This is a genomic window from Enterobacter oligotrophicus (genome assembly GCF_009176645.1).
Lineage (GTDB): Bacteria > Pseudomonadota > Gammaproteobacteria > Enterobacterales > Enterobacteriaceae > Enterobacter > Enterobacter oligotrophicus.
On sequence record NZ_AP019007.1, the window covers coordinates 964,870 to 978,155 of the forward strand.

The 13,286-nt window shown below is 53.6% G+C and carries 6 protein-coding genes; 4 read left to right on the forward strand and 2 right to left on the reverse strand.

The features are described 5' to 3' along the window. Positions 1–325: 325 nt before the first annotated feature. Together rcsD and rcsB are read left to right on the forward strand one after the other, a co-directional pair. Positions 326–2,998, forward strand: a complete 2,673-nt coding sequence (gene rcsD / locus EoCCA6_RS04585; protein ID WP_152081675.1) for a phosphotransferase RcsD — start codon at positions 326–328, stop codon at positions 2,996–2,998. A gap of 16 nt (positions 2,999–3,014) precedes the next feature. Further along, positions 3,015–3,665 carry a response regulator transcription factor RcsB gene (rcsB, locus tag EoCCA6_RS04590; protein ID WP_003859405.1) on the forward strand — a complete coding sequence of 217 codons (651 nt, stop codon included), beginning with the start codon at positions 3,015–3,017 and terminating at the stop codon, positions 3,663–3,665. 483 nt (positions 3,666–4,148) lie between these two features. Here rcsB and rcsC read toward each other — a convergent pair whose 3' ends face one another. Further along, positions 4,149–6,995, reverse strand: coding sequence for a two-component system sensor histidine kinase RcsC (gene rcsC, locus EoCCA6_RS04600; RefSeq protein ID WP_152081677.1), 2,847 nt, complete (start codon positions 6,993–6,995; stop codon positions 4,149–4,151). A gap of 135 nt (positions 6,996–7,130) precedes the next feature. Then, positions 7,131–9,767 carry a DNA topoisomerase (ATP-hydrolyzing) subunit A gene (gyrA, locus tag EoCCA6_RS04605; RefSeq protein WP_152081678.1) on the reverse strand — a complete coding sequence of 879 codons (2,637 nt, stop codon included), beginning with the start codon at positions 9,765–9,767 and terminating at the stop codon, positions 7,131–7,133. Positions 9,768–9,913: 146 nt separating this feature from the next. Between gyrA and ubiG the strand changes: the two genes are divergently transcribed. Continuing rightward, positions 9,914–10,642 carry a bifunctional 2-polyprenyl-6-hydroxyphenol methylase/3-demethylubiquinol 3-O-methyltransferase UbiG gene (gene ubiG / locus EoCCA6_RS04610; protein WP_152081679.1) on the forward strand — a complete coding sequence of 243 codons (729 nt, stop codon included), beginning with the start codon at positions 9,914–9,916 and terminating at the stop codon, positions 10,640–10,642. A gap of 347 nt (positions 10,643–10,989) precedes the next feature. Continuing rightward, complete coding sequence (gene nrdA / locus EoCCA6_RS04615) at positions 10,990–13,275, forward strand: class 1a ribonucleoside-diphosphate reductase subunit alpha (protein WP_152081680.1); 2,286 nt, start codon at positions 10,990–10,992, stop codon at positions 13,273–13,275. Positions 13,276–13,286 lie beyond the last annotated feature (11 nt).

A 13,286-nucleotide genomic window follows, 5' to 3' on the forward strand; every position in this document is an offset into this window, starting at 1 on the left:
ACCTTTCTTTACGTAATTATAATTTTCTTGTGCTACCAGGTGGAAATTATAACGACTATTAACTAAATCTCATCCGCCTCCATCTGACCGGGTTTACACACATCGAAAAACTTAATTTCTTGTTAATTCGTGCTATTCTTTCCATGAGTTAGTCCTTTATTTGTACATTCCTTCTCATTTCGTACACATTTAACGCAACCCAGGAGAACGTTCAGCGGTACAGAAAAAGTATTCTGCCCACTGACAAGGACGCTGGAAATTCAGTTATTACCCTTTATACTGCCCTATCCCCTTTAAGCGCGGCCATCACGGGTTATACAAATCAATGAGTCAGACTGAAACTACTGCCCCAAGCAAATTTTCCCTTCTCCCTGGGAGCATCACCCGTTTCTTTCTTCTGTTGATCGTTGTGCTGTTAGTCACGATGGGAGTGATGGTCCAGAGTGCCGTCAATGCCTGGCTTAAGGACAAGAGCTATCAGATTGTCGATATCACTCATGCAGTGCATAAACGCATCGATACCTGGCGTTATGCAACATGGCAAATTTACGACAATATCGCCGCGACACCCGCGACTTCCTCCGGGGAAGGTTTGCAGGAAACCCGTCTCAAACAGGATGTCTATTACCTCGAAAAGCCGCAGCGCAAAACAGAAGCGCTGATATTCGGCTCGCATGACAGCGCGACGCTTGAGATGACGCAGCGGATTTCGGCCTATCTTGATACCCTGTGGGGTGCCGAGACGGTTCCGTGGTCGATGTACTACCTGAACGGTCAGGACAACAGCATGATCCTGATCTCTACCCTGCCGCTTAAAGATCTCTCGTCTGGTTTTAAAGAGACGACGGTGGGCAGCATTGTCGATTCCCGTCGGGCTGAAATGTTGCAACAGGCCAACGCACTTGATGAACGTGAAAGTTTCTCCTCCCTGCGCCGCCTCGCCTGGCAAAATGGTCACTACTTTACGCTGCGCACCACCTTTAACCAGCCTGGACATCTGGCAACCGTGGTCGCCTTCGATCTGCCCATTAACGATCTGATCCCGCCGGATATGCCACTGGACAGCTTCCGTCTGGAGCCCGATAACAGCACACAAAATATGCGAACGCCGCCGGACAAAGAGAATGCCGAAAGCGTCTCTATTTCGTTTAACGGCTCGAAGATTGAGATTGCCTCATCGTTGAACTCAACCGGCATGCGCCTGGTGTGGCAGGTGCCTTTTGGCACGTTGCTGCTCGACACCCTGCAAAACATTCTGCTGCCGCTTCTGCTGAATATCGGCCTGCTGGCGCTGGCGCTGTTTGGCTACAGCACGTTCCGTTTCCAGCCCTCGCGTCAGAGTGACGCCACATCGGTCTCCACCGGGACCAGCAATGAGTTACGCGTACTGCGCGCACTGAATGAAGAGATCATTTCCGTACTGCCACTCGGAGTGTTAGTTCACGACCAGGAAGCAAACCGTACGGTGATGAGCAACAAAATTGCCGACCACCTGCTTCCGCATCTTAACCTGCAAAACATCACCAGCATGGCAGACCAGCATCAGGGCGTGATTCAGGCCACCATCAATAATGAACTGTATGAGATCCGCCAGTTCCGTAGCCAGGTTGCGTCACGCACGCAAATCTTTGTTATCCGCGACCAGGACCGTGAAGTGCTGGTGAATAAAAAACTCAAGCAGGCGCAAAGGCTGTATGAGAAAAACCAGCAGGGTCGCGCGGCGTTTATGCAGAATATTGGCGATGCCTTCAAGCAGCCGCTCAAAACGCTGGCCGCGCAGGCCGCAAGCCTGAACACGCCAGAAAGCCAGCAGTTGACCAACCAGGCCGACTCGCTGGTGCGTCTGGTCGATGAAATCCAGCTGGCTAACATGCTGGAAAACGACATCTGGAAGGGAACTGCAACGCTCTTCTCTATTCAGGATCTGATCGATGAAGTGGTTCCGGACGTCCTGCCCGTCATTAAGCGCAAAGGGCTACAACTGCTCATCAACAACCATTTGCCGGCGAATGATGAACGCCACGGGGATCGTGAAGCGCTGCGTCGCATACTGCTGATGCTCATTCAGTATGCGGTGACCACGACGCAGATCGGCAAAATCACGCTTGAAGTCAGCACCGACGAATCGACAGATGACCGTCTGACGTTCCGCATTCTGGACACCGGTGAAGGCGTTACCGTGAGTGAAATCGATAACCTGCATTTCCCGTTCCTGAACGATACCCAAAGCGATCGCTATGGCAAGGCCAATGCCCTCACCTTCTGGCTGTGTGACCAGCTGGCGCGTAAACTCGGTGGCCATCTGAATATCAAGGCGCGTGAGTCGCTCGGCACCCGCTACTCACTGCACGTTAAAATGGCCGCCAATCCACAGGAAGAAGATGAAGAACGCCTGCTGGATGAGGTGATAGTGATGGTGGATGTGACATCAAATGAGATCCGCAATATTGTGGTTCGTCAGTTAGAAAACTGGGGCGCGGCCTGCATCACCCCCGACGAAAGACTCGCGAGTCAAGAATTTGATCTGTTTTTAACTGATAATCCGTCTAATCTTACTGCCTCCGGCTTGCTTTTAAGCGATGATGAGCCAGGCGTGCGAAAAATCGGCCCTGGGCAGATGCGCGTAAACTTTAATATGAGTAATGCAATGCAGGAAGCTGTACTACAACTTATAGAAGAGCAGCTGGCGCAGGAAGAGATAGCGGAATCACCGTTAGGCGGCAATGAAAATGCCGAGCTCCACGCCAGCGGATATTATTCACTCTTTGTTGATACAGTACCAGATGATGTTAAGCGGTTGTATACTGAGTCCGCTGCGAATGATTTTGCGGCGCTGGCACAGACAGCACACCGGCTTAAAGGGGTGTTTGCCATGCTTAATCTGGTTCCCGGCAAGCAGTTATGTGAAACGCTGGAACATCTAATTCGTGAGAAAGATGCCTCTGGCATTGAAAAATACATCAGCGACATTGACACCTATGTCAAGAGCTTGCTGTAGCAAGGTAGCCTTATACATGAACAATATGAACGTAATTATTGCCGATGACCATCCGATTGTACTGTTCGGTATTCGCAAATCGCTTGAACAGATCGAGTGGGTGAATGTAGTCGGTGAATTTGAAGACTCTACAGCACTGATCAATAACCTCCCGAAACTTGATGCGCACGTGCTCATTACCGATCTCTCCATGCCTGGAGACAAATACGGTGATGGGATCACGCTTATCAAATACATCAAACGTCACTTCCCGGACATCTCGATCATTGTTCTGACCATGAACAATAATCCGGCTATTTTGAGCGCCGTACTGGATCTGGATATCGAAGGGATTGTCCTGAAACAGGGTGCGCCGACCGATCTGCCGAAAGCGCTGGCTGCACTGCAGAAAGGCAAGAAATTCACGCCTGAAAGCGTCTCTCGTCTGCTGGAAAAAATCAGTGCGGGCGGTTATGGCGATAAACGCCTGTCACCAAAAGAGAGCGAAGTTCTGCGCCTGTTCGCTGAAGGTTTCCTGGTGACTGAGATTGCCAAGAAGCTGAACCGCAGTATCAAAACCATCAGTAGCCAGAAGAAATCAGCAATGATGAAACTGGGCGTGGATAACGATATTGCCCTGCTGAACTATCTCTCCTCTGTCACGCTGAGCGCGACGGACAAGGATTGATTCCCGCTGTCAATGCCGGGTGGCGCTCGCGCTTACCCGGCCTGCACTCCCCACAAAATAATGCGAGCAGTGAACAATCCCCTCGCCCCTCTGGGGAGAGGGTTAGGGTGAGGGGAACATACGGCTGAGGTGGAATTTCCGTTCACTTCAATTTTCTTGCTGCTCTTTAACCCCTTAAGCGGTGAACGTGCCAGGGTGGCTCAGTCGCCACCACCCTGGCGACCTGGGCTCCCGGCGGTAAATCGCCGCTTCGCGGTACCTTCGGCTTATTCCTTTCGGCTTATCGGGTACGGGCGGAGGCAACGTCCCTGTAAAGCCCGCCCTCTCGGCGCATCCATGCGCCTCGCCCCGGCCTGCAGGAAACGCCTCAGCGATTCACAGCCGGACCGGGGCATCGCTGTAAGTCATTTATTTCACTTATAAAATATTAATCGCTTCAAGTCGTAAATTTTCTGGGGAACCCTCAGCCCTTTCGGGCCTTTTTTATATTCTCGTTTTCCTCACGCGATCCGCATAGACAGATAACGTCTGCTTCAGCACGTCCAGCGTCACCGGTTTCGACAGACAGCTGTCCATACCGGATTCGAGACAGCGCTGCTTCTCTTCCGCCAGGGCGTTTGCCGTTACCCCAACCACCGGGAGCGTCAGACCAAGCTGACGAATGCGCTGGGTCAGACGGTAGCCGTCCATATTTGGCATGTTCACATCACTGAGGACAATATCAATGTGGTTTTTGCTCAGCACATTCAGGGCATCCACACCGTCATTGGCCGTTTTACACTGATACCCCAACGAACCGAGCTGATCGGCCAGCAGGCGGCGGTTAATCGGATGGTCGTCCACCACCAGAATCATCATATCGTCATTAGCCAGTGCCAGCGCATCCGGTGACGGCAGTGCCGCTGTGCCATCGCTGTCTTCCAGCTGTACGCTGTAAATGCGTGCCAGCAGCCCCAGAAGCTCATGAGGCGTCGCCACGCTGTGCACCCATTCACCAGGCGCACGCTCTGCAGGTATCCCAATATGACGGCGGCAGAACGTCACGACGCCTCTGCCCGTCCACGCCTGTTCCAGTTCGCCATCGGTAATCAGCATATCGTCAGCATCCGGCGTCTGGCCTTCATACCGCGAGACCCGCACACCGCTGCTGGTCAGCAGTGAAGCAAGAAAATCCTGTAAGGATGCATTATGCACCGCCAGCCAACAGCGTTTATCACTCAATCCGTCAACGGTTGCTTTCGCCGGATACTGCGCGGAATAGAGCGGAATGCGGATGGTGAACTGGCTTCCCATGCCGGGTTCGGTATCAACGGAGATATCACCGTCCATCATGCTGATGAGCTTCTCACAGATCGCCAGCCCCAGCCCGGTGCCCTGGAAATTGCGCTGCACGCCAGTGCCCACCTGGAAGAAGGGATCAAACAGACGGACAACCTCCTTCGCCGGGATACCTACGCCGGTGTCACGCACGCGGATGCGCAGGTAGTCCCCTGCCCGACAGACATGCAGCACAATACAGCCAGTGTCGGTGAATTTGATAGCGTTGCTCAGAAGGTTCGAGATGACCTGCTGCAGGCGCATCGGATCGCCGTGCAACGTCAGCGGCACATCCGGCTCAATAAAGCAGTAAAGCCCCAGTTGTTTACGCACCACCAGCGGCAAATAGTTAGCGCTGATATGGTTCATCACCTCGCGCGGCGAGAACTCACGCGGCTCAATTTTCAACTGCTCAGACTCAATCTTGGAGAAGTCGAGAATATCGCTGATGATTTTCAGCAGCAGGCTTGAGGAGTTGTTCATCGCCGTGACCAGACGGTCGACCCCTTTCGGCAGTTCTTTGGTCTGCAGCAGATCGAGGTTACCGATGATCCCGTAAAGTGGTGTACGCAATTCGTGGCTGACGGTAGCCAGGAACATCGATTTCGACTGGCTGGCCTGTTCTGCCGCCTGCGCCATCTCCTGCAGCGACTCTTCCATCTTCACGCGCGCAGAGACATCCACCAGCACGCAAATCGCTACGTTTTCATTACGATAGCGCGAATGCACGAAGCTAATTTGCAGGTTGGTGTGGGTACTGGTCAGCACATCCACAAAGTTTACCTGCTGCCCGCAGATAATCTGCGTCAGCCGTTGCCTGTCCTCATGCGTCAGCATGTTCAGGTAGTTATGTGCCAGCTCGTTACTGAGGATATTCGTGCCATCCTGGGTACGCAGGATACAGATCCCGACGGGCGCAGAGGCCACAATCTTGCGATTAAACTGCTCGTGTTCTTCAAGGCGCTGGGCATCACTTTCGGCAGGGATAAAGATCCGACGCTCATACATCCGCGCCAGCATAAACAACACAACACCAACCAGCACATTCAGCAAAATGGCGTTCAGAATAAGAATGCGGATACGCTCCAGCACCATATCGACAGGCAGCGAGTACACAATACTCAACGACGAAGGGGGTAAACTCTTCTTCAGCACCAGCTCGCGGAAACCGGAGGTGTAGCCAAACCACGAGCGCTCCTGCATCCAGTGTGGATCGACTTTTAAACGGTTCTCCGGCCCGACAAGGGAAATAAGCGTATGGCCGTTCTCATCAAGGATGGTCACCCCCATCGGCAAACTGCCCGGCGTGAAGAAGTTTTCCATACGGATCGTCTGTTCAATCCCCAGCAGCGCCTGCAGACGATTGCCCAGATAGACCGGTGTGAGAGCATAGAAGTAGCCCACGCCCATACGCGGTCCCTGGCTAATCCAGAACAGGTTGTTACCCCGCTCCTCCTGCGGTGCATTACGGTATTTCACGATCCGTTCGTGCAGGCTTTTCAGGGCGTCATCGCGCTCAACGGGGATGTCGCGCAGGCCAAAATCCGCCATACAGAGGTTGTCGCTGCCAATGAGGAAAACGCGGTTCAGATCATAGGCGGCAGAAAAATTGTCACGCCAGTAGCGCATAAACCATGCAAGCGACTCCAGCGAACCGCGCCAGGCATTGCCCATGGTTGAACAGTCGGAGTCCGGGAACAAAGGCTCAAAATCAGGCACTTCGGTTTTTTCATTTCGCCCACGAATGGCAAGAATACCATTTTCCGCCGTCAGCCGGTTTTCGGCAATATACTTCAGCTCCTTCATGACGTCGGAAGTTCGCTGAATATAACGCTGGGCCTGATCGGAGCTTAAATTGAACTCCTGGCGGATCTCCGCTTCTTTCTGGTGTAACGCGTTAACGATGTAAAACACCGAGAACAACGCCACCAGCAGCCAAAGCAGTAGTGCCAGCGCCCGAAACAGGTAGCGAGAGACTTTCAGCGTGGTACGAAAGGAGACGAGGTATTTCAAGGGGGCGAGGCTCCGCCGTCGGGGTCAAAAAGAATGTGGTTAAGGTAGCGGTAAACGCGCCTTGTCGCAACGTTCACTTGTCTGCTTGTGCAAAAGAAAAGGGCCGGAAACCGGCCCTTTTTGCGTCAGGAGACATTACTCGTCAGCGTCATCCGCTGCTTCGTCGTCGGTATCCGCTTCCGGTGCGATTTCATCATCACCTTCCGCGACGCTACCGTCGATAGAGTCGAGTTCTTCGTCATCCACCGGCTCTGCAACACGCTGCAGACCCACCACGTTTTCATCTTCCGCAGTACGGATGAGGATCACGCCCTGGGTGTTACGACCCACCACGCTGATCTCGGAAACGCGGGTACGCACCAGCGTACCGGCATCGGTGATCATCATGATCTGGTCAGTATCATCGACCTGCACCGCGCCGACAACGGAACCGTTGCGCTCGGTCACTTTGATGGAGATAACGCCCTGCGTACCACGGGACTTGGTCGGATATTCACTTTCCGCCGTCCGTTTACCGTAGCCATTCTGCGTAACGGTAAGGATTGCACCTTCACCACGCGGAACAATCAGGGAAACAACGGAATCTTCACCCGCCAGCTTGATACCGCGAACGCCCGTTGCGGTACGGCCCATTGCGCGGACCGCGTTCTCTTTAAAGCGCACCACTTTACCGGCCGCAGAGAACAGCATCACTTCATCAGAACCGGAGGTCAGATCCACGCCGATCAGTTCGTCACCTTCGTTCAGGTTCACGGCGATAATACCGGCTGAACGCGGACGGCTGAACTCGGTCAGCGCGGTTTTCTTCACGGTACCGCTCGCGGTCGCCATAAAGACGTTCACGCCCTCTTCGTACTCGCGTACCGGCAGGATAGCGGTGATACGTTCGTTCGCTTCCAGCGGCAGCAGGTTGACGATTGGGCGGCCACGCGCGCCACGGCTCGCTTCCGGCAGCTGATAAACCTTCATCCAGTACAGACGACCACGGCTGGAGAAGCAGAGGATCGTGTCATGGGTATTCGCCACCAGCAGGCGGTCAATAAAGTCTTCTTCTTTAATACGTGCCGCAGATTTGCCTTTACCGCCACGACGCTGTGCTTCGTAGTCGGTCAACGGCTGATACTTCACATAGCCCTGGTGAGACAGGGTGACCACCACATCTTCGCGGTTGATCAGATCTTCAATGTTGATATCAGAGCTGTTCGCAGTGATTTCAGTGCGGCGCTCATCGCCGAACTGATCGCGGACCAGTTCCAGCTCTTCGCGGATCACTTCCATCAGGCGCTCTGCGCTACCGAGGATATGCAGCAGCTCGGCAATCTGCTCCAGCAGCTCTTTGTACTCGTCGAGCAGTTTTTCGTGCTCAAGGCCGGTCAGTTTCTGCAGACGCAGATCCAGAATCGCCTGGGCCTGCTGCTCAGTCAGGTAGTACTGACCGTCACGCACGCCGAATTCAGGCTCCAGCCACTCAGGACGCGCCGCGTCATCGCCCGCACGTTCCAGCATCGCAGCCACGTTGCCCAGATCCCACGGACGGGCAATCAGGGATGCTTTCGCTTCTGCTGGCGTCGGCGCGCGACGGATCAGCTCGATGATCGGGTCGATATTAGCCAGAGCAACGGCCAGTGCTTCGAGGATATGCGCACGGTCGCGCGCTTTGCGCAGTTCGAAAATAGTACGGCGAGTCACCACTTCACGGCGGTGACGCACAAACGCGCTCAGGATCTCTTTCAGATTCATGATCTTCGGCTGACCATGGTGCAGCGCAACCATGTTAATACCGAAGGAGACCTGAAGCTGAGTCTGAGAGTACAGGTTGTTCAGGACAACCTCACCCACTGCGTCGCGTTTGATTTCAATCACAATGCGCATACCGTCTTTATCAGACTCGTCACGCAGGGCGCTGATACCTTCAACGCGTTTTTCTTTTACCAGCTCGGCGATTTTTTCAATCAGACGAGCCTTGTTCACCTGATACGGGATCTCATGAACAATGATGGTTTCACGGCCGGTTTTGGCGTCCGCTTCCACTTCCGCGCGGGCACGGATGTAAATCTTGCCGCGACCGGTGCGGTACGCTTCTTCAATACCGCGACGACCGTTGATGATCGCCGCCGTCGGGAAGTCCGGGCCAGGAATGTGTTCCATCAGGCCTTCAATGCTGATGTCTTCATCGTCGATGTAGGCCAGGCAGCCGTTAATCACTTCCGTGATGTTGTGCGGCGGAATGTTGGTTGCCATACCCACGGCGATACCGGACGAACCGTTCACCAGCAGGTTAGGGATTTTCGTTGGCATAACGTCAGGAATTTTTTCCGTGCCGTCATAGTTATCAACGAAATCAACCGTCTCTTTTTCCAGGTCGGCCATCAGCTCATGGGCAATCTTCGCCAGACGGATTTCCGTATAACGCATTGCCGCGGCGGAGTCGCCGTCGATAGAACCAAAGTTACCCTGGCCATCTACCAGCATGTAACGCAGCGAGAAAGGCTGCGCCATACGGACGATAGTGTCGTACACCGCGGAATCACCATGGGGATGGTATTTACCGATTACGTCACCAACGACACGGGCAGATTTTTTGTAGGCTTTATTCCAGTCATTGCCCAATACGTTCATGGCGTATAGTACGCGACGGTGTACCGGCTTCAGGCCATCGCGGACGTCCGGCAGCGCACGGCCAACAATGACCGACATCGCATAGTCCAGATAGGAGCTCTTCAGCTCTTCCTCGATGTTAACCGGTGTAATTTCTCTCGCAAGGTCGCTCATCTAACCGCTATCCCTCTACTGTATCCCGGATTCAAAGGTCGCAAATTATAACACAGCCGCGGTGATTGAGGTAAACCTATACGCTTTATTCACTCGCGTAGCCTGATATACTCCGAAGTCTTGCAAAATAAGGAGTAAAAGCGCCCATGAATGCCGAAAAATCCCCGGTGGCTCACAACGTTGACCACGAAGAGATTGCCAAATTTGAAGCGGTGGCGTCCCGCTGGTGGGATCTCGAAGGTGAGTTCAAGCCTCTGCATCGCATCAATCCGCTGCGTCTGGGCTATATCGCGGCGCGTTCCGGCGGTCTGTTCGGTAAGAAGGTGCTCGACGTTGGCTGTGGCGGCGGTATCCTCGCAGAGAGCATGGCGCGCGAAGGGGCCACGGTCACTGGCCTCGATATGGGTTTCGAACCGCTGCAGGTGGCGCGCCTTCATGCGCTGGAATCCGGTGTGCAGGTAGAGTATGTGCAGGAGACCGTGGAAGAACACGCGGCAAAACATGCCCACCAGTACGATGTGGTGACCTGCATGGAAATGCTGGAGCACGTCCCCGATCCGCAATCCGTGGTGAGTGCTTGTGCAAAACTGGTGAAGCCGGGCGGCCAGGTCTTTTTCTCCACCATCAACCGTAACGGAAAAGCCTGGCTGATGGCCGTCGTCGGGGCGGAATATGTCCTGCGCATGGTGCCGAAAGGCACACACGACGTGAAGAAATTCATCAAGCCTGCCGAATTACTGAGCTGGGTTGATCAGACGTGGCTCAAAGAGCAGCACATGACCGGACTGCATTACAATCCATTAACGGACAAATTCAAACTCGCACCGGGCGTGGATGTTAACTATATGTTGCATACAACCGCCAAAAACGACTAACGTCATAAACTATTCTTATAAAGATTGCGCGACATCATGTTGCGCAATTCTGACCTCTCGTTGAAGAAATCAGCACTCGATCAAATTTTGAATTTTTTTTCTTAATTATTGACATCTCTTCCAGGCCTTACGGTACGAGGACTTAGCCTTTTTTACCCTTTCACAACCTCAATTTAACCTCAAAATCAACTCTTGTACTGAAAAGAATCCTTACTAGAATACTCACCATATAGCGTTCTTCTTATCGCAAACCCCCTATATGTAGTATTTATCCACAGAGTTAGTCACAAGGCGGATCTGTGGATAAACGGGGGATATTTTTTATTTCACGGACAGGTAAAACCCACATGAATCAGAGTCTGCTGGTGACAAAACGCGACGGTACTACCGAGCGTATCAATCTGGACAAAATCCATCGAGTTCTCGACTGGGCAGCAGAAGGCCTGAACAACGTATCTATCTCCCAGGTTGAACTGCGATCCCACATCCAGTTCTACGACGGCATTAAAACGTCTGATATCCATGAAACCATCATCAAGGCTGCGGCGGATCTGATCTCCCGTGAAGCGCCGGATTATCAGTACCTCGCTGCACGTCTGGCGATTTTCCACCTGCGTAAAAAAGCCTACGGCCAGTTTGAGCCGCCAGCGCTTTACGATCACGTGGTGAAAATGGTTGAGCTGGGCAAATACGACACGCATCTGCTGGAAGACTATACGGAAGAAGAGTTCGAGCAGATGAACGGGTTTATCGATCACTGGCGCGACATGAACTTCTCCTACGCGGCGGTGAAGCAGCTCGAAGGTAAATACCTGGTTCAGAACCGTGTGACCGGCGAAATCTACGAGAGCGCTCAGTTCCTCTATATTCTGGTGGCCGCCTGTCTGTTCTCTAACTACCCGCGTGAAACGCGTCTGGAATACGTGAAGCGTTTCTACGATGCGGTGTCGACGTTCAAGATTTCTCTGCCTACGCCAATTATGTCTGGCGTGCGTACCCCGACTCGTCAGTTCAGCTCCTGCGTCCTGATTGAGTGTGGTGACAGCCTGGATTCCATCAACGCCACCTCCAGCGCCATTGTGAAATACGTCTCCCAGCGTGCCGGTATCGGCATCAACGCGGGTCGCATCCGCGCTCTGGGTAGCCCGATTCGCGGCGGTGAAGCGTTCCACACCGGCTGTATTCCATTCTACAAACACTTCCAGACTGCGGTGAAGTCCTGCTCGCAGGGCGGCGTGCGTGGTGGTGCAGCAACCCTGTTCTATCCGATGTGGCACCTGGAAGTGGAAAGCCTGCTGGTACTGAAAAACAACCGTGGCGTGGAAGGCAACCGCGTGCGCCACATGGACTACGGCGTGCAGATCAACAAACTGATGTACACCCGTCTGCTGAAAGGTGAAGAGATCACCCTGTTCAGCCCATCCGACGTTCCGGGGCTGTACGACGCATTCTTTGCCGATCAAGATGAGTTCGAACGTCTGTACACCAAATACGAAAAAGACGACAGCATCCGCAAACAGCGCGTGAAAGCCGTCGATCTGTTCTCGCTGATGATGCAGGAACGCGCCTCCACGGGCCGTATCTATATCCAGAACGTTGACCACTGCAACACTCACAGCCCGTTCGACCCGGTTGTTGCGCCAGTGCGCCAGTCTAACCTGTGCCTGGAAATCGCCCTGCCGACCAAACCGCTGGACGACGTCAACGACGAAAACGGCGAAATCGCCCTGTGTACGCTCTCTGCGTTTAACCTGGGTGCGATTAAGAGCCTGGACGAGCTGGAAGAATTGGCCGTGCTTGCCGTGCGTGCGCTGGATGCCCTGCTGGACTACCAGGATTACCCCATCCCGGCGGCAAAACGTGGTGCAATGGGCCGTCGTACCCTGGGTATCGGCGTGATCAACTTTGCCTACTGGCTGGCGAGAAACGGTAAGCGTTACTCTGACGGCAGCGCAAACAACCTGACCCACGAAACGTTCGAAGCCATTCAGTATTACCTGCTGAAAGCCTCTAACGAGCTGGCAAAAGAGCAAGGTGCATGTCCGTGGTTCAACGAAACCACCTACGCGCAGGGCATTCTGCCGATCGACACCTATAAGAAAGACCTGGATGCGATTGCGAATGCACCACTGCGTCTGGACTGGGAAGCACTCCGTGAGTCTATTAAAACTCACGGCCTGCGTAACTCCACGCTCTCTGCCCTGATGCCGTCTGAGACCTCTTCGCAGATCTCCAACGCCACCAACGGTATCGAGCCGCCGCGTGGTCACGTCAGCATCAAAGCGTCGAAAGACGGTATTCTGCGCCAGGTCGTGCCGGACTACGAACTGCTGAAAGACAACTACGAGCTGCTGTGGGAAATGCCAAACAACGACGGCTACCTGCAGCTGGTGGGTATCATGCAGAAGTTTATCGACCAGTCGATCTCTGCGAATACCAACTACGACCCGACGCGCTTCCCGTCTGGCAAGGTTCCGATGCAGCAGTTGCTGAAAGACCTGCTCACTGCCTATAAATTTGGCGTGAAAACCCTGTACTATCACAACACCCGTGATGGTGCGGAAGACGCGCAGGACGATATGGTGCCGTCAATTCAGGACGATGGCTGCGAAAGCGGCGCATGTAAGATTTAATAAATCCCCTC

Coding starts and splice junctions, on each gene's coding strand:
- nrdA (WP_152081680.1), top strand. CDS start 10,990: ATGAATCAGAGTCTGCTGGTGACAAAACGCGACGGTACTACCGAGCGT.
- rcsD (WP_152081675.1), top strand. CDS start 326: ATGAGTCAGACTGAAACTACTGCCCCAAGCAAATTTTCCCTTCTCCCT.
- rcsB (WP_003859405.1), top strand. CDS start 3,015: ATGAACAATATGAACGTAATTATTGCCGATGACCATCCGATTGTACTG.
- ubiG (WP_152081679.1), top strand. CDS start 9,914: ATGAATGCCGAAAAATCCCCGGTGGCTCACAACGTTGACCACGAAGAG.
- gyrA (WP_152081678.1), bottom strand. CDS start 9,767: ATGAGCGACCTTGCGAGAGAAATTACACCGGTTAACATCGAGGAAGAG.